At 60.4% G+C, this 19,595-nt stretch carries 10 protein-coding genes; 5 read left to right on the top strand and 5 right to left on the bottom strand.

Features of this window, described 5'->3' with window-relative positions:
• The first annotated feature begins 139 nt into the window (after positions 1-139).
• From ACOERD_RS30085 to ACOERD_RS30075, 3 genes are all read left to right on the top strand, one after another.
• A complete protein-coding gene (locus ACOERD_RS30085; RefSeq protein ID WP_419741403.1) occupies positions 140-7,648 on the top strand; it encodes a beta strand repeat-containing protein in 7,509 nt (2,502 codons plus the stop codon).
• Positions 7,602-8,783, top strand: coding sequence for an ISNCY family transposase (locus ACOERD_RS30080; protein WP_419737631.1), 1,182 nt, complete (start codon positions 7,602-7,604; stop codon positions 8,781-8,783). The genes ACOERD_RS30085 and ACOERD_RS30080 overlap by 47 nt, the downstream gene beginning before the upstream one ends.
• A 152-nt stretch (positions 8,784-8,935) precedes the next feature.
• The gene (locus ACOERD_RS30075) at positions 8,936-13,492 is read left to right on the top strand and encodes a beta strand repeat-containing protein (RefSeq protein ID WP_419741402.1); all 4,557 of its coding nucleotides are present in this window, start codon (positions 8,936-8,938) and stop codon (positions 13,490-13,492) included.
• A gap of 435 nt (positions 13,493-13,927) precedes the next feature.
• Here ACOERD_RS30075 and ACOERD_RS30070 read toward each other — a convergent pair whose 3' ends face one another.
• From ACOERD_RS30070 to ACOERD_RS30055, 4 genes are all read right to left on the bottom strand, one after another.
• A complete protein-coding gene (locus ACOERD_RS30070; protein ID WP_419741401.1) occupies positions 13,928-14,263 on the bottom strand; it encodes a plasmid mobilization protein in 336 nt (111 codons plus the stop codon).
• Between the two features lie 335 nt (positions 14,264-14,598).
• Complete coding sequence (locus tag ACOERD_RS30065; RefSeq protein ID WP_419741400.1) at positions 14,599-14,910, bottom strand: hypothetical protein; 312 nt, start codon at positions 14,908-14,910, stop codon at positions 14,599-14,601.
• A 100-nt stretch (positions 14,911-15,010) separates the two neighbouring features.
• A complete protein-coding gene (locus tag ACOERD_RS30060) occupies positions 15,011-15,850 on the bottom strand; it encodes a SapC family protein (protein ID WP_419741399.1) in 840 nt (279 codons plus the stop codon).
• Positions 15,851-15,888: 38 nt separating this feature from the next.
• On the bottom strand, positions 15,889-16,509 hold the full coding sequence (locus tag ACOERD_RS30055) for a hypothetical protein (protein WP_419741398.1): 621 nt from the start codon (positions 16,507-16,509) through the stop codon (positions 15,889-15,891).
• Positions 16,510-16,608: 99 nt separating this feature from the next.
• Between ACOERD_RS30055 and istA the strand changes: the two genes are divergently transcribed.
• Together istA and istB are read left to right on the top strand one after the other, a co-directional pair.
• Positions 16,609-18,117, top strand: a complete 1,509-nt coding sequence (gene istA, locus ACOERD_RS30050) for an IS21 family transposase (protein WP_419737605.1) — start codon at positions 16,609-16,611, stop codon at positions 18,115-18,117.
• Positions 18,104-18,835 (top strand): IS21-like element helper ATPase IstB, encoded by a 732-nt coding sequence (istB, locus tag ACOERD_RS30045; RefSeq protein ID WP_419737606.1) that lies wholly within the window; start codon positions 18,104-18,106, stop codon positions 18,833-18,835. Before istA ends, istB begins: the two co-directional genes overlap by 14 nt.
• 132 nt (positions 18,836-18,967) lie before the next feature.
• Here the strand turns inward: istB and ACOERD_RS30040 are convergent, their stop codons facing one another.
• On the bottom strand, positions 18,968-19,411 hold the full coding sequence (locus ACOERD_RS30040; protein ID WP_419741397.1) for an MBL fold metallo-hydrolase: 444 nt from the start codon (positions 19,409-19,411) through the stop codon (positions 18,968-18,970).
• Positions 19,412-19,595 lie beyond the last annotated feature (184 nt).

Genomic DNA, 19,595 nt, shown 5'->3' with positions numbered 1-19,595 from the left:
ATGTCTACAACCATAGGGAGGGGTCAAATTTGGACGCCGATTTCCCCGCTTAGGGGGTCAAAATTGCACGCTTTTCTACACCTATGCCGATGATCAGAGCAATCCTGCGCCGGATGCGGCGACCTACACCACGGCAGGCGTGACGGGCGTGACGGATGCCAATCTCGCGGCGGTGAATGCGCGGGTTGTTGAACTAGACGATTTAACTGAGGAACTTGGTGGTGTGACCACGCGGGAAGACGTTCAGGACGCCGTGGAACTGGTATATGTGGCAGCGGCAGCACTGGGCGCTATCGCGGATTACGCCGAGGATGACACGAGCAATAGCGCACCGACGGCGGCGACCTACACCACGGCGGGCGTGACCGGCGTGACGGATGCCAATCTCGCGGCGGTGAATGCGCGGGTCGCAGCCGCAGATCGCGAGGGTGCGGATACGGTGGCCGAAGTAGATGCGCTGGTTCAGCAGGCCAACGGGGATGTTGATGCAGCGGCGGCTGCAGCGACAGCACTGGGGACCATCGTGGCCTATGCCGATGATCAGAGCAATACTGAGCCGACGGTTGATACCTACACCACGGCGGGCGTGACCGGCGTGACGGATGTCAATCTCGCGGCGGTGAATGCGCGGGTTGCAGGCGCAGATCGCGAGGGTGCGGACACGGTGTCCGAACTGGATGCGCTGGTTGGGCTGGCCAACGAGGATATTGCGGCGGCAGCGGCTGCGACGGCAGCGCTGGGGACCATCGCGGCCTATGCCGAAGATGATCAGAGCAATCCTGCGCCGGATGCGGCGACCTACACCACGGCAGGCGTGACCGGCGTGACGGCTGACAATCTTGCGGCGGTGAATGCACGGGTTGCCGGTGCAGATCGCGAGGGTGCGGACACGGTGGCCGAACTGGATGCGTTGGTTACGCTGGCCAACGAGGATGTTGCGGCAGCAGCGGCAGCACTGGGGACCATCGCGTCTTACGCGGAAGATGACGCCAACAATCCTGCACCGACGGTTGATACCTACGCCACGGCGGGCGTGACCGGCGTGACGGATGCCAATCTTGCGGCAGTGAATGCGGCGATTGCAACAGGGGGCAGCAGTGCCTTTGTGCCCGATACTCTTGTGGAACCGACGGTCTTTGTTCAGGGCGTCGTGAACCGAGTGATATCCTCGTCGGAAACCGGTGATGGTGAAAACCAGACCTCACCAACAGATACAACATCTACAGAGACCCCCGATGGAACCGGCGACGGTGATGTGGGCGGGAACGCTGATGCAGCAGTGGCTGCGGCGACAGCACTGGGGACCATCGCGGATTACGCTGATGATGACGCGAACAATCCTGCACCGACGGCGGCGACCTACACCACGGCGGGCGTGACCGGTGTGACAGCGGCCAACCTTGCGGCAGTGAATGCGCGGGTCGCAGCCGCAGATCGCGAGGGTGCGGATACGGTGGCCGAAGTAGATGCGCTGGTTCAGCAGGCCAACGGGGATGTTGATGCAGCGGCGGCTGCAGCGACAGCACTGGGGACCATCGTGGCCTATGCCGATGATCAGAGCAATACTGAGCCGACGGTTGATACCTACACCACGGCGGGCGTGACCGGCGTGACGGATGCCAATCTCGCGGCGGTGAATGCGCGGGTCGCAGCCGCAGATCGCGAGGGTGCGGATACGGTGGCCGAAGTAGATGCGCTGGTTCAGCAGGCCAACGGGGATGTTGATGCAGCGGCGGCTGCAGCGACAGCACTGGGGACCATCGTGGCCTATGCCGATGATCAGAGCAATACTGAGCCGACGGTTGATACCTACACCACGGCGGGCGTGACCGGCGTGACAGATGTCAATCTTGCGGCGGTGAATGCGCGGGTTGCAGGCGCAGATCGCGAGGGTGCGGACACGGTGTCCGAACTGGATGCGCTGGTTGGGCTGGCCAACGGGGATGTTGATGCAGCGGCGGCTGCAGCGACAGCACTGGGGACCATCGTGGCCTATGCCGATGATCAGAGCAATCCTGCGCCGGATGCGGCGACCTACACCACGGCAGGCGTGACCGGCGTGACGGCTGACAATCTTGCGGCGGTGAATGCACGGGTTGCCGGTGCAGATCGCGAGGGTGCGGACACGGTGGCCGAACTGGATGCGTTGGTTACGCTGGCCAACGAGGATGTTGCGGCAGCAGCGGCAGCACTGGGGACCATCGCGTCTTACGCGGAAGATGACGCCAACAATCCTGCACCGACGGTTGATACCTACGCCACGGCGGGCGTGACCGGCGTGACAGCGGCCAATCTTGCGGCGGTGAATGCGCGGGTTGCCGGGTTGGCGCGCGAGGGTGCGGACACGGTGTCTGAACTGGATGCACTGGTTACGCTGGCCAACGGCGATGTTGCGGCAGCAGCGGCTGCGGCAACAGCACTGGGGACCATCGCGGATTACGCCGAGGATGATCAGGGCAATCCTGCGCCGACGGCGGCGACCTACGCCACGGCGGGTGTGACCGGTGTGACGGATGCCAATCTTGCGGCAGTGAATGCGCGGGTTGCCGGGGTGGCGCGCGAGGGTGCGGACACGGTGTCTGAACTGGATGCGCTGGTTACGCTGGCCAACGGCGATGTTGCGGCGGCAGCGGCAGCACTGGGGACCATCGCGTCTTACGCGGAAGATGACGCCAACAATCCTGCACCGACGGTTGATACCTACGCCACGGCGGGCGTGACCGGCGTGACGGATGCCAATCTTGCGGCAGTGAATGCGGCGATTGCAACAGGGGGCAGCAGTGCCTTTGTGCCCGATACTCTTGTGGAACCGACGGTCTTTGTTCAGGGCGTCGTGAACCGAGTGATATCCTCGTCGGAAACCGGTGATGGTGAAAACCAGACCTCACCAACAGATACAACATCTACAGAGACCCCCGATGGAACCGGCGACGGTGATGTGGGCGGGAACGCTGATGCAGCAGTGGCTGCGGCGACAGCACTGGGGACCATCGCGGATTACGCTGATGATGACGCGAACAATCCTGCGCCGGATGCGGCGACCTACACCACGGCGGGCGTGACGGGCGTGACGGATGCCAATCTCGCGGCGGTGAATGCGCGGGTTGCAGGTGCAGAGCGCGAGGGTGCGGACACGGTGGCCGAACTGGATGCGCTGGTTGGGCTGGCCAACGGCGATGTTGCGGCGGCAGCGGCTGCGACGGCAGCACTGGGGACCATCGTGGCCTATGCCGATGATCAGAGCAATCCTGCGCCGGATGCGGCGACCTACACCACGGCAGGCGTGACGGGCGTGACGGATGCCAATCTCGCGGCGGTGAATGCGCGGGTTGTTGAACTAGACGATTTAACTGAGGAACTTGGTGGTGTGACCACGCGGGAAGACGTTCAGGACGCCGTGGAACTGGTATATGTGGCAGCGGCAGCACTGGGCGCTATCGCGGATTACGCCGAGGATGACACGAGCAATAGCGCACCGACGGCGGCGACCTACACCACGGCGGGCGTGACCGGCGTGACGGATGCCAATCTCGCGGCGGTGAATGCGCGGGTCGCAGCCGCAGATCGCGAGGGTGCGGATACGGTGGCCGAAGTAGATGCGCTGGTTCAGCAGGCCAACGGGGATGTTGATGCAGCGGCGGCTGCAGCGACAGCACTGGGGACCATCGTGGCCTATGCCGATGATCAGAGCAATACTGAGCCGACGGTTGATACCTACACCACGGCGGGCGTGACCGGCGTGACGGATGTCAATCTCGCGGCGGTGAATGCGCGGGTTGCAGGCGCAGATCGCGAGGGTGCGGACACGGTGTCCGAACTGGATGCGCTGGTTGGGCTGGCCAACGAGGATATTGCGGCGGCAGCGGCTGCGACGGCAGCGCTGGGGACCATCGCGGCCTATGCCGAAGATGATCAGAGCAATCCTGCGCCGGATGCGGCGACCTACACCACGGCAGGCGTGACCGGCGTGACGGCTGACAATCTTGCGGCGGTGAATGCACGGGTTGCCGGTGCAGATCGCGAGGGTGCGGACACGGTGGCCGAACTGGATGCGTTGGTTACGCTGGCCAACGAGGATGTTGCGGCAGCAGCGGCAGCACTGGGGACCATCGCGTCTTACGCGGAAGATGACGCCAACAATCCTGCACCGACGGTTGATACCTACGCCACGGCGGGCGTGACCGGCGTGACGGATGCCAATCTTGCGGCAGTGAATGCGGCGATTGCAACAGGGGGCAGCAGTGCCTTTGTGCCCGATACTCTTGTGGAACCGACGGTCTTTGTTCAGGGCGTCGTGAACCGAGTGATATCCTCGTCGGAAACCGGTGATGGTGAAAACCAGACCTCACCAACAGATACAACATCTACAGAGACCCCCGATGGAACCGGCGACGGTGATGTGGGCGGGAACGCTGATGCAGCAGTGGCTGCGGCGACAGCACTGGGGACCATCGCGGATTACGCTGATGATGACGCGAACAATCCTGCACCGACGGCGGCGACCTACACCACGGCGGGCGTGACCGGCGTGACGGATGTCAATCTCGCGGCGGTGAATGCGCGGGTTGCAGGTGCAGAGCGCGAGGGTGCGGACACGGTGGCCGAACTGGATGCGCTGGTTGGGCTGGCCAACGGCGATGTTGCGGCGGCAGCGGCTGCGACGGCAGCACTGGGGACCATCGTGGCCTATGCCGATGATCAGAGCAATCCTGCGCCGGATGCGGCGACCTACACCACGGCAGGCGTGACGGGCGTGACGGATGCCAATCTCGCGGCGGTGAATGCGCGGGTTGTTGAACTAGACGATTTAACTGAGGAACTTGGTGGTGTGACCACGCGGGAAGACGTTCAGGACGCCGTGGAACTGGTATATGTGGCAGCGGCAGCACTGGGCGCTATCGCGGATTACGCCGAGGATGACACGAGCAATAGCGCACCGACGGCGGCGACCTACACCACGGCGGGCGTGACCGGCGTGACGGATGCCAATCTCGCGGCGGTGAATGCGCGGGTCGCAGCCGCAGATCGCGAGGGTGCGGATACGGTGGCCGAAGTAGATGCGCTGGTTCAGCAGGCCAACGGGGATGTTGATGCAGCGGCGGCTGCAGCGACAGCACTGGGGACCATCGTGGCCTATGCCGATGATCAGAGCAATACTGAGCCGACGGTTGATACCTACACCACGGCGGGCGTGACCGGCGTGACAGATGTCAATCTCGCGGCGGTGAATGCGCGGGTTGCAGGCGCAGATCGCGAGGGTGCGGACACGGTGTCCGAACTGGATGCGCTGGTTGGGCTGGCCAACGAGGATATTGCGGCGGCAGCGGCTGCGACGGCAGCGCTGGGGACCATCGCGGCCTATGCCGAAGATGATCAGAGCAATCCTGCGCCGGATGCGGCGACCTACACCACGGCAGGCGTGACCGGCGTGACGGCTGACAATCTTGCGGCGGTGAATGCGCGGGTTGCAGGTGCAGAGCGCGAGGGTGCGGACACGGTGGCCGAACTGGATGCGTTGGTTACGCTGGCCAACGAGGATGTTGCGGCTGCGACGGCAGCACTGGGGACCATCGTGGCCTATGCCGATGATCAGAGCAATCCTGCGCCGGATGCGGCGACCTACACCACGGCAGGCGTGACGGGCGTGACGGATGCCAATCTCGCGGCGGTGAATGCGCGGGTTGTTGAACTAGACGATTTAACTGAGGAACTTGGTGGTGTGACCACGCGGGAAGACGTTCAGGACGCCGTGGAACTGGTATATGTGGCAGCGGCAGCACTGGGCGCTATCGCGGATTACGCCGAGGATGACACGAGCAATAGCGCACCGACGGCGGCGACCTACACCACGGCGGGCGTGACCGGCGTGACGGATGCCAATCTCGCGGCGGTGAATGCGCGGGTCGCAGCCGCAGATCGCGAGGGTGCGGATACGGTGGCCGAAGTAGATGCGCTGGTTCAGCAGGCCAACGGGGATGTTGCGGCGGCTGCGGCTGCGGCAACAGCACTGGGGACCATCGTGGCCTATGCCGATGATCAGAGCAATACTGAGCCGACGGTTGATACCTACACCACGGCGGGCGTGACCGGCGTGACGGATGTCAATCTTGCGGCGGTGAATGCGCGGGTTGCCGGTGCAGATCGCGAGGGTGCGGACACGGTGGCCGAACTGGATGCGCTGGTTACGCTGGCCAACGAGGATATTGCGGCGGCAGCGGCTGCGACGGCAGCGCTGGGGACCATCGCGGCCTATGCCGAAGATGATCAGAGCAATCCTGCGCCGGATGCGGCGACCTACACCACGGCAGGCGTGACCGGCGTGACGGCTGACAATCTTGCGGCGGTGAATGCACGGGTTGCCGGTGCAGATCGCGAGGGTGCGGACACGGTGGCCGAACTGGATGCGTTGGTTACGCTGGCCAACGAGGATGTTGCGGCAGCAGCGGCAGCACTGGGGACCATCGCGTCTTACGCGGAAGATGACGCCAACAATCCTGCACCGACGGTTGATACCTACGCCACGGCGGGCGTGACCGGCGTGACGGATGCCAATCTTGCGGCAGTGAATGCGGCGATTGCAACAGGGGGCAGCAGTGCCTTTGTGCCCGATACTCTTGTGGAACCGACGGTCTTTGTTCAGGGCGTCGTGAACCGAGTGATATCCTCGTCGGAAACCGGTGATGGTGAAAACCAGACCTCACCAACAGATACAACATCTACAGAGACCCCCGATGGAACCGGCGACGGTGATGTGGGCGGGAACGCTGATGCAGCAGTGGCTGCGGCGACAGCACTGGGGACCATCGCGGATTACGCTGATGATGACGCGAACAATCCTGCACCGACGGCGGCGACCTACACCACGGCGGGCGTGACGGGCGTGACGGATGCCAATCTCGCGGCGGTGAATGCGCGGGTTGCAGGTGCAGAGCGCGAGGGTGCGGACACGGTGGCCGAACTGGATGCGCTGGTTGGGCTGGCCAACGGCGATGTTGCGGCGGCAGCGGCTGCGACGGCAGCACTGGGGACCATCGTGGCCTATGCCGATGATCAGAGCAATCCTGCGCCGGATGCGGCGACCTACACCACGGCAGGCGTGACGGGCGTGACGGATGCCAATCTCGCGGCGGTGAATGCGCGGGTTGTTGAACTAGACGATTTAACTGAGGAACTTGGTGGTGTGACCACGCGGGAAGACGTTCAGGACGCCGTGGAACTGGTATATGTGGCAGCGGCAGCACTGGGCGCTATCGCGGATTACGCCGAGGATGACACGAGCAATAGCGCACCGACGGCGGCGACCTACACCACGGCGGGCGTGACCGGCGTGACGGATGCCAATCTCGCGGCGGTGAATGCGCGGGTCGCAGCCGCAGATCGCGAGGGTGCGGATACGGTGGCCGAAGTAGATGCGCTGGTTCAGCAGGCCAACGGGGATGTTGATGCAGCGGCGGCTGCAGCGACAGCACTGGGGACCATCGTGGCCTATGCCGATGATCAGAGCAATACTGAGCCGACGGTTGTGTCGCTAACACGCGATATGTCCGGTGTATGTAACATGCGATCTGTCCGGTTCTATTCTGTCTCTGAGAGGAGGCGTTATGAACCGAGCAGAAGTGTTACAGGAAGTTCGACTGATGAAGTTTGAAGATGTGTATTCGCGGCGAAGCGCGAACAAGCTGACGCAAGAACAGGCGGCTGAGATACTGGGTGTATCCGTGCGCACCGTCAGGCGTTGGGAGGATCGATTTGAGGCGGATGGTGCAGAAGGTCTGTACGACCGTCGGCTTGGCAAACTGGCCAACAATCGTGTTGCCACGGATAAGGTCATGGAGATGCTTGAACTGTTTGATACCAAGTACTGGGATTACACGCCGAAGCATTTCCACGAGAAGCTGGTGGCCCACCATGGTTTCACACAGAGCTACAACTGGGTGCGGCTTACACTGCAGCGCCACGGCCGGGTTCAGGCAGCACCCCGACGAGGTGCCCATCGGCGCAAGCGGCCCCGCCGTCCGATGGTTGGCATGATGTTGCATCAGGACGGCTCCAGCCATGAATGGGTTCCGGGTCAGTGGTGGGATCTGATCGTCACCATGGACGATGCCACCAACCGGGTTTATTCGGCATTCTTTGTCGAGGAAGAAGGGACGATGAGCAGTTTTCAGGGGCTGACAGAGGTGATCGAGGCGCAAGGTCTGTTTTGCTCGCTCTATGCCGATCGGGGCTCTCATTACTGGCATACGCCCGAAGCGGGCGGCAAAGTGGACAAGGACAATCTGACCCAGGTCGGGCGCGCCTTGCAGCAACTCGGCATTGAGCTGATCCCGGCCTATTCACCGCAGGCCCGTGGACGGTCTGAACGCATGTTTGGCACGTTCCAGAACCGATTGCCGCAGGAACTGCGGTCCCATGGGATCACAACCATTGAAGAGGCCAATCAGTTCCTGAAAGAGGTCTATCTTCCCGAACACAATGCCCTGTTTGCAAAGGAGCCGGAGGATACGACCTCGGCCTTCGTGCCGTTTACAGGCAATGTGCGCGACACCCTGTGTGTGCAGGAAGACCGCGTCGTCGGCAACGACAATACGGTGCGCTACAAGGGCCTGGTCATGCAGATCGCGGCAGACAGGCACCGTCATCATTTCGTCAAGGCGAAGGTCAGGGTCCACGAATACCCCGATGGTCAACTGGTCATCTTCCACGGCCCGAGATGCATTGGCCGCTACCAGCCTGACGGATCACCCATCACACAGGAGGATAGCAAACACAAAGTCGCGTGACCCGCTTCGACGTGGCGCGAACGCGGTGGCCCAAATCTACGGTCGCCTACGGCTCCCTCCGAATTGGGCCACCGCGCAATCAACTGAAGCGGACAATTGGCATGTTACCTACACCGGACAATTCAGAATGTTCTCGACATACTGAGCCGGATGTGGCGACCTACACCACGGCAGGTGTGACCGGTGTGACGGCTGCCAACCTCGCGGCGGTGAATGCGCGGGTTGCCGGTGCAGATCGCGAGGGTGCGGACACGGTGGCCGAACTGGATGCGCTGGTTACGCTGGCCAACGGGGATGTTGCGGCAGCAGCGGCTGCGGCAACAGCACTGGGGACCATCGTGGCCTATGCCGATGATCAGAGCAATACTGAGCCGACGGTTGATACCTACACCACGGCAGGTGTGGCCGGTGTGACGGATGCCAATCTTGCGGCAGTGAATGCGGCGATTGCAACAGGGGGCAGCAGTGCCTTTGTGCCCGATACTCTTGTGGAACCGACGGTCTTTGTTCAGGGCGTCGTGAACCGAGTGATATCCTCGTCGGAAACCGGTGATGGTGAAAACCAGACCTCACCAACAGATACAACATCTACAGAGACCCCCGATGGAACCGGCGACGGTGATGTGGGCGGGAACGCTGATGCAGCAGCGGCTGCGGCAACAGCACTGGGCGCTATCGCGGATTACGCCGAGGATGACGCGAACAATCCTGCGCCGGATGCGGCGACCTACACCACGGCGGGCGTGACCGGCGTGACAGATGCCAATCTCGCGGCGGTGAATGCACGGGTTGCCGGTGCAGATCGCGAGGGTGCGGACACGGTGGCCGAACTGGATGCGTTGGTTACGCTGGCCAACGAGGATGTTGCGGCAGCAGCGGCTGCGACGGCAGCGCTGGGGACCATCGCGGCCTATGCCGAAGATGATCAGAGCAATACTGAGCCGACGGTTGATACCTACACCACGGCGGGCGTGACCGGCGTGACGGATGCCAACCTTGCGGCGGTGAATGCGCGGGTCGCAGCCGCAGATCGCGACGGGGCCGACGAAGTGTCCGAACTGGATGCGCTGGTTACGCTGGCCAACGAGGATGTTGCGGCGGCAGCGGCGGCATTGGATGCAGCAGCGGCTGCGGCAACAGCACTGGGGACCATCGTGGCCTATGCCGAAGATGATCAGAGCAATACTGAGCCGACGGTTGATACCTACACCACGGCAGGTGTGACGGGTGTGACGGATGTCAATCTCGCGGCGGTGAATGCGCGGGTTGCAGGCGCAGATCGCGCGGGTGCGGATACGCGGGTTGAGGTCCAGAGCCTCGTGAATGCCACGCTTGCAACGCTGGCACAGGCGAAGATCGAGGCCTATGCGGAAGATGACGCGAACAATCCTGCACCGACGGCGCAGGATTACACGACCGTGGATGTGTTCGGGGTCAACGCCGTCAATCTTGCTGCGGTGAACGGGGCGGTGGCAGCAGCGACCCGGGAGCAAGTGGACAGCCATGCGGAACTGAGCGCATTGGTCGGTCAGGCGGTCCTCACAGGTGGGGCTGAAACAGCGGTGTCCATAATTACGGCGTATGCTGGTAGCCAGACGCAACCCGCCCCGACGGTTGAGACTTACGAGGCGGCGGGGATCAATGGCGTAACGCCGACCAATCTTGAGGCGGCGAATGCGGCAGTGGCGGCGGCGAATGCGGCGATTGTGCAGGCTCAAGCGGCCTCTCAATCGGTGTATGCTGCAATCCAGGAGGCCCTGGACAACACGGTCACCCGCACCCTGGAGACCGCCGCAAAAGTGGATGGAACACCTTACAGTGATGCTATCACCGGCAGCACGGGTAAAGACACGCTTTCGGGCGGTGCCGGCAATGACGTTCTTGGCGGCGGTGCCGGTAATGATGTTCTGTCGGGCGGTGACGGCAATGACGCTCTTTTGGGCGGTGCGGGCGATGACATGTTGGTCGGCGGGGCCGGTCGGGATGTACTGAACGGCGGCGCTGGCACCGATACGGCGGACTATTCCGGGTCTGTGGACGCCACCGGGGCCGCTGGGGGTGTGACTGTGGATCTTTCACAATTGCCCTTCAGCACGCCGTCCGGCGGCCATGCCGAGGGTGACGTCGTATCCGGTATTGAAAACCTGATCGGCTCTGCGGCGGACGACAGGCTGACCGGCGACGGAAACACCAACGTGTTCAATGGCGGTGCCGGCGATGACGTGCTCGCTGGCGGTGCCGGCAATGACACACTGACGGGTGGTGCTGGTGCGGACCAGTTCAGGGTCGGACCTGATGAGGACAGTGTCACCATCACGGATTTCAACACGGGCGAGGACCGGCTTTATCTTGATGTGGCGGAGGGCACGGCGCTGAACCCGCAGGTGGTGGACGGCACTCTGCGGCTCACGATTCCGGGCACACAGATCAGCCTTGCCGGTGTCACTGATGTGACTGCAGTGAACATCGAGTATTCGCCCGGGCTGACAGCGCTGGGGACCATCGTGGCCTATGCCGATGATCAGAGCAATACTGAGCCGACGGTTGATACCTACACCACGGCAGGCGTGACCGGCGTGACGGATGTCAACCTTGCGGCAGTGAATGCGCGGGTTGCCGGTGCGGAGCGCGAGGGTGCGGACACGGTGTCTGAACTGGATGCGCTGGTTGGGCTGGCCAACGGGGATGTTGCGGCGGCAGCGGCACCTGATGGCAGTTCTGGCGACCAGACCCTCACGGGTACAGCGAACAACGACATACTCAGAGGCGGGCCGGGCAATGATACGCTCAATGGCTTGGCGGGCGATGACCACCTTGAGGGCCGTGCTGGAGATGACCGGCTCAATGGCGGCCCCGGGGATGATATACTGAACGGCGGCGATGGCAGCGATATACTGAACGGCGGGCCGGGCAATGACACGGTTGTCTATGGCGGGTCGAAAGGTGTCAGTGTGGACCTTGCGGCTGGCACGGGCACGGGCGGCGACGCGGAAGGCGACCGGCTCAGCGGGATCGAGAACGTCATCGGCTCCATCCTCGGCGATGACACGTTCAGGGGCGACAGTGGTGCCAATCGTCTGGACGGCGGGCCTCTGGGCGCTAATCTGCTTGAGGGCCGCGGCGGCCATGACATGCTTTTGGGCTGGGGCGGCAATGACACGCTCTCGGGCGGCACCGGCAATGATGTGCTGGTCCCCGGCCCGGATGAGGACCAGCTCACCGGCGGCGACGGACGGGATATCTTCCGGATTGGTCGAGACAATGGCACCAACCGCGTCACGGACTTTGACCCTGCGCAGGATGTGCTGGAGTTCCGGGAGGGGCTGTTTGCGGACCTTGCTGCGGTGAAGGCTGCGACCACGGTGCTGCCGGAGAATGGCGGTTTGAGGATTGATCTGCCGGCGGTCGAGACCTCGGCAGCGGGCACGCTGACGGTGAGCGGTCTTGACAGCCCGGACGCGCTGACGGCCGCCAATGTGCGCATTGTGTCGGCGGACGTCGTCACCGGGGTTGCCGGGAACGGCACGGTGGCCCTTGCGGGCACGGCGGCGCAGGGCAGCCCGCTCACCGCAACGGTTACGGACGGCGACGGCATATCGACCACACCCTTTATCAGCTACCAGTGGCAGCGCAGTGACGGGACAGGTGATTATGAGGATATCGGCGGGGCCGAGAGCGCAAGCTATACCCCCGGTCAGGCGGATGTGGGTCATACCCTCCGGCTTGTGGCCATCTATAGCGATGATGACGGCAATGACGAACAGGTGACCTCGGCCCCCACAGCCCCGGTCAGTAATGTCAATGACGCGCCGGAGGGCGTGCCCGTGATCAGCGGCCCAGCGAGCGGCGCGTTGACGGCGGGCGCGGTCCTGAGCGCCGACCGGACCGGTATCAGCGATGCGGATGGGCTACCGGGTGAGGCGTCCGGCTTCCGCTACCAGTGGCAGCGCAGTGACGGTGCAGGCGGGTATGAGGATATCGGCACCAACAGCGCCAGCTATACGCTGACAGACGCAGATGCGGGCCGGACCGTCCGGGTTGCCGTCCGCTACCAGGATGAGGGTGGCAAGGAGGAAGAGGTCATCAGTACGGCGACGAACGCGGTGGCAGTCCGCCCGGAAGTGGCAGCGCTTGAGACCATCGCGGACTATGCCGAGGATCAGGCCAATCCAGCGCCGGATGTGGCGACCTACACCACGGCGGGCGTGACGGGCGTGACGGCTGACAACCTGGACAGGGTGAATGTGCGGGTTGCCGGTGCGGAGCGTGAGGGGGCGGACGAGGTGTCCGAACTGGATGCGCTGGTTGGGCTGGCCAACGGCGATAAGTTTGAAACGGGCATTGACGGTATTGACGTACTGATCGGCGGTGCCGGCAATGACATTCTGACCGGTGGGGCTGGTACGAACCGCTACCTGTTCCAGGGAGACGCGGAAGGGGATGATACCATCACCGATTTCAACACCGTGGGGGGGACTGGGAATGATATTCTGGTCTTCGATGAAGAGGAATGGGGGGCTGGTGACGATGCGGCAGACCTGGCCGAACTGGTCGCGGCTACAGATGTAAACAGTGAAGGAGACCTTGTCATCACCCGGCCCGAAAATAACGGCAGCATCACCCTGGAGGGGGATTATCAACAAAGCGAAATCGCCACCACTCTGACCAATTCGACTGTCAACTTCGACCCGGAGGTGACGACTGTATGATGGCAGGCGAGGTAGCCGATGGTGCGCTCACCGGGGAGCATCGGGGAACACCCGATGCAGGGGAGAGAAGAGAGCGACCATCGGCGGCTACACTCGGTACGATACGGCAGATACTGGAACCAGTAAGACAACCTCAAACGTTCCAGGATGTGCTGTAAGCAAAGACGAAACTGCGAACGTCTTGTCGGTATCAGAATCTGCTGCGGATATGTCGGAATGGTAAGCTTTAACTGTTGTCCGCATACGCGGGGGTGAGTCAGGCCATCCGTCGCGCCTGGCGCTGAAGCTGCAGTGTAGCCTGCGCGGGTCGAGGCCTGCACATGGGTCCACACATGGACAAGGCGATTTAGAGAACGGTGTTTTTGGGTTGATCTGTGACGATTCTGATAGCCCTGAGGGGGGGCCGGATGTGTTGGAACCCCCGGGCGGATGTGTTCAGAACCGATGGGCGGATGTCACCGGATTGCGCAGGTCCGTGCGCTGCTGCATCGCGACCCGTCGCAGGGCTGCTGTCCAGCCCTCCTCTTCCCCGCGCTCCGCCAATCGTACCCGTTCCACTTCGCACAGTGTCAGCAGGGCGGTCTCGATCCGCTCAAGCCGCGCCGACAGCGTAGTGAGCGAAGGGCCATCGGAGACTTCGGCAGACAAGGCGCGCCGGACCACATAGCCGCTTGCCGAGAGCCGCGCGGCTTTGGCCCGCGCCCGGACAATGTCCCGCTCGCTGTCGGTGGCGTTGATCACCCGTTGCTTTCTGACTGACCTGTCTGACATCGCACGATCCCGGTATGTGCAAGCAGGAAACACTATGTGTATAGCACCTTCATGAGCAGCGACACTACACAAAAACCACTATGCTTTACATAGTGCCTATATGCAATCGTAAGCCGCAAACTGCATTAAACAGCAACATGAACAGACACAAACATGCATAGTTAATGTTCCGAAAATGCAACTTCTGGCCTCAAAGCGCGCGCCAAAATCATATATGCAATGCACATAAAACTGTCTTGCGGTGATCTGTAACATACTGTATTAACGTCACTAATGAGAGGTATCAAACAAGCTATGCAAGGTGAGCAGGCCTGAAATTTGGCGAAATAGTGGGTTCACACCAATAGCATGCCGTTGTCGCTGCGCCCATGATAGACAACGGATCGTCCCCCCTCCAGCAACAGTATGGCTGGTGACAAATCGTCATCCAATTTGCTCAGTGAGCGTGTGCCATATCCCGCCTGAAGACCGCTTTGGCGGGCAAGCGCCAGTGCATCACTTATCGAGAGGCCATTTTCCAAATCTGACTGCGCGTTAAAGAGAGACGCTTTTGTTATTGGGCGTTCAAGTGTCTCACCCACATGGCGCATACACGTTTCGAGTTCTGTTAAACGAGATGTGTCCGGTCGGGTTTCGTGCCGCGTCAAGAATCAGTTCCTCTCCGGCAAGTTAGGGCAGCGAAGAAATGGCGTGCGTCCGCTGATAGGATCTGTTTTCGGATTTGTTGCGTCGTATGGCGACCAGGGGTTATCGGGCACAAGCGTGTATCTCCGAATTCTGGCCCCAAGAGGTTTCGCTCGTTTGCGCTTCGGCCAATGCAGATAAGAAGCCTTCGGCATTGGCCTTCCGCTCAGCATCCTTTGAACCCGGATTATGTGTCATTCGTGATTGTGCTTGGGTCAACCAAGCTACGTGAGACAGCGAGATTTGATGCGCATGGACTAGCCGCAGAGCGCCACAAGCCGTCAGTGTGGCCAGCTGCTTGTTTGTCAAACTGTTCAACCGATCGGTCGAGATACCCCAACAGCTCCTTGGCAAAATGCAGCTCTCGTATTGGGTGAGTCGGTCCAACAAGTTCATTTCCACAAGCACATCACAAATGGCCTTTGTGGTTTGCGCGGACGACATTCGACCTTGGAAGAACGTCATTACGGCTTCAAGATTGGAAGAAAGCGCTCCTGTTTCACGGTAGAACGCCTCATCTCTGGGGTCATCACTGATCAAGCCAAGGGATTCGTCGACGAGCAATTGGAATTGAGCGTCCTTGACCTGCCCACCTCTTGGCATTGGTTCGGCATCGAAAGGCGGGCACCTCATCGCAGAGGGCAAGTAGGGTGCCAACCATCCGCCTGTTTCAGACACAAATGGGTTTTCGGCCTCTTCTGTCAGGGAAAACACTGCGACCGGCTCTACCCGGCCCTCCGTTTTGCGGAAAACAAGCGGAAAAGAAGCCGCGACGGGGAAGACTTCAGCCTCGACAACTGAACACTCAGTCACGTGCCTCGTATGTTCGAACGAGGTGAACCGTTTCCAGAACATATGCCCATGTCTCTGGAATGAAAGCGGTTTGAGGTGGGTTCTTGTCATGGCGGCTTTCCAAACTAAAGTACAATCCTCGAAAAGGATCAGGCTGTGGCACCTGTGGGATCGGTGTGGAGGATATTGTCTGCACTCAGGCTGCTAAGATCATTCAGACCATCGAACACGGCGAGCGTATCAACAGTGACGTCGTCTGACGCTGAGAAGTTGGCTTTGACGAGCTTGGCGTCGGTTCCATCGGTTGTCAGGGCATAGATCTCGTCTCCGGCCTGCGCTCCGACCAGGCTCTCCAATGCCAATTCAATGGTGCTGCCCGTGAGGTCGCTGAGGATGGTCGTAAAGCCGATGAAGCCTGTATCTATTCCCAGATTGCCGCCTTGGCTCAGGAACTCCACGTCCGTTCCCGTGCCTCGCAACGTGGCGACGTCGAGGCCCCTGAACATCAGGGCATCTGCGACTTCCGTTGCAGTTCCGGTGCTAAACCCCGTGATGATATCCGTGCCATTGATTGCAGGGTCTGCTTCGAACACAACGATGTCTCGGCCAGCTTCCGCAAGGTCAATCGTATCGTCGCCGTCGCCCCCTCTGATGATCGTATCCACATTGCTTGCGTTTATGGCATCGTCAGTGGTCGTCCCTGATTGGTAGAAAGAGTCGCCTCCGTTTGGCGTGACGATCTTCAGCTCAAAGTGTAGAAAAGCGTGCAATTTTGACCCCCTAAGCGGGGAAATCGGCGTCCAAATTTGACCCCTCCCTATGGTTGTAGACATCCTTTTCATTGAGCAGTCGATGGAGAGGCAAGCGGGATGATTTGCGTGGAAACTATTAGAAAAGTGCGTCGCTTACACCTGATCGAAAAAAAGAGCATCAAGGAAATTTGCCGTTCGCTCAATTTGAGCCGTGCAACGGTTCGAAAGATAATCCGATCGGGAGTGACGGAGTTCAAATATGAGCGCAAATCGCAGCCATACCCGGTGCTCGGGCCTTGGCGCGCGCGTCTGGATGAAACGCTTGAGGAGAACGAGGCGCTTCCGAAGAAACACCGCAAGCGGATGACCAAAATCTGGAAGGAACTCTCCGATGATGGTTTTGGCGGCGGGTATGACAGTGTTCGACGCTACACAAAGAATTGGCGCATTGCGCACGGCCGACAACAGGCGCAGGCGTTCATCCCGCTGATCTTTGATCCTGGGGAGGCGTACCAGTTCGACTGGAGTGTGGAGACGGTTTTGATGGACGGTGCACTCACGACCGTGAAGGTTGCCCATTTCAAACTTTGCCATAGCCGCATGCCATTCTCCATTGCCTATCCGCGCGAGACGCAGGAGATGGTCTTTGATGCCCACGACGAGGCCTTCAAATTCTTTGGTGGAGGCTGCATCAACGGGATCTACGATAACATGACGACCGCCGTCGATGCGATCCTGTCGGGCAAGGAAAGAAAGTTCAACAAGGCATTCTCCCGGATGTGTTCTCATCATCTGGTGAACCCGATCGCCTGTACGCGCGCGGCCGGTTGGGAGAAGGGTCAGGTTGAGAATCTGGTCAAGGAGAGCCGCGCCTATAGTTTTACACCGCGTCTGGAGGTGGCCGACTTCGATGAATTGAATGCCCGGCTGCAAAAAGACGCGATCAAACGCGCAAAAGAACTGCGGCATCCGGAAAACCTGGAGGTGACGGTCTGGGAGGAGTTCCAGCAGGAAAAGCCGCTGCTGACGCATCTGCAGAAGCCCTTCGTCGGGTTCCGTGAAAAGACGGTCGCCGTGAGCCGAACCTGCCTGATCAACTTCGAAAGAAACAAATACAGCGTTGAGGCAAGAGCTGTTGGACGTCAGGTCCAGTTGCAGGTCTACGCCACGCGGATTGTCCTGCGCCAAGACGGTGAGATTGTCGGAGAGCACGAACGGTGCTTCGGCCGAGGAAAAACGATCTTCAACCCTTGGCACTATGTGCCCGTCCTCAAGCGCAAGCCTGGCGCTCTGCGCAATGGAGCACCGTTCCGTGACTGGGACCTACCACCGGCAATGACGCAGATCTGGACCCATCTGCGGGGCACATCCGACGGAGACCGGCAACTTGCCGATATTCTTTTCGCTGCTTACCAGCACGACATTGATGTGGTCGAGGCTGCCTGCGAAGAAGCTCTAAAATCTGGCCTGCGCAAGGCCGATGCGATCCTGAACATTGTCTCTCGGCGCACCAATCCCCCGCCGCCAAAGGCGATTGAGCCGCCTGCCCACCTGCAGCTGAAAATGGCACCGATCGCGGATTGCGCTCGCTATGACAGGCTTGGAGGCTCCCATGCAACTGCGTAAGGAAATTCTCGAACTTGCCCGTCAACTGAAGTTGCCAGGCATCGTCAACTGCTTTGACGAAGTGATGCAGGCCGCAGCCAAAAACAACTGGCGGCCCCAACAGGTCGTGGCCGAACTCCTCACGGCCGAACTGGCCGAAAAGACTGCGCGCTCGATCCGGTATCAGATGGGTGCCGCAAAGTTCCCGGTCTGCAAGTCCTTACCTGAGTTCGACTTCACGGTCAGCCCCGTCAACGAGGAAGTCGTGCGCAATCTTCATGACGGCGATTTTATGGACCAGGCCAGGAATGGCGTGCTGGTCGGTGGAACCGGATCGGGCAAAACGCATCTCGCAACAGCGATCGGGGGCCACGCGGTCAATAACCGCCGGCGGGTCAGGTTCTTCAGCGCTGTGGATCTCGCGAACAAGCTGGAGGCTGAACATCGCGAAGGCAACGCCGGGCGGCTCAGCGAGCAGCTGATCCGCGTCGACCTCGTGATTATAGACGAACTCGGTTATCTGCCGTTCGCAGAGTCTGGTGGACGATTACTCTTCCATCTCATCAGCAAACTGTACGAGCGAACGTCTATTCTGCTAACAACCAACCTCGCATTTGCTGAATGGCCGAGTGTGTTCACAGATGCCAAAATGACCACTGCTCTCCTGGATCGACTGACACACCATTGCGATATCATCGAAACCGGGAACGAAAGCTGGCGAATTAACCACCGCGACTAACCTCGAAATCGGGGAATAAATTCAAAACAGACAGCAGGTCAAACCTTCAGTCGAGCTACGCTCTCTTTTCGGTTTGACCTGCTGTCCACCCCCTCCTGAATCAACCTAAACACGACCCCCTCAACGCCCCTCTTAGCTCCAAGGGGGGTCAAATTTGGACGCCGATGGGGGGTCATTATTCAATGCCGATTGACAGCCAGCATGATCTAGGTGCAGGTGACCCAAGAAGACTTTATCCAGCTGATCCAGTGGAATCCCAAGCGCCATGATCCTTTCATAGGATCCCTCTCCCATATCGAAGATAAACTTTTCGCCATTTCCCAATTCAACCAAGAAACATGCCGCAGCTTGTTTCAGACGCGGCTGAGGCATACCGGTGCCACAGGCGACAACTCGCATTTCGTCAGGACCCAGAGCCTCGGTTCCTGGAAAATAAACAGTTTGGTTAGGAAACGGCTCCGTCCTAGACCACTCGGTTGGATCATTACTTTGCGCGCCTAAAGTATTCGCCGAGGCCAAAAAAAACGTAGATATTAACGCCAAAATACAGTTTCTGTTTTGGGCGGAAAAAGCCATTGCAATTGCCTCCGATTAGGACCACCGGGAATTTTCAATAGTTTGAAGCCGACTCATAATAAGATTGCAGATTTTGAATGCGTCTGGCAAGGCTTCAAGAAATCGGCGGATTTAGGGTAGGGCTTTCATTAAATTTCGGTTGCTGCATTGGGCTCGAACCTGACATTGAAGTGTCAGTGATCTT

Source organism: Ruegeria sp. (genome assembly GCF_965199275.1).
Lineage (GTDB): Bacteria > Pseudomonadota > Alphaproteobacteria > Rhodobacterales > Rhodobacteraceae > Ruegeria.
The sequence above is the reverse complement of the archived record's forward strand: the minus strand, read 5'-3'. Positions and strand labels throughout refer to the sequence as shown.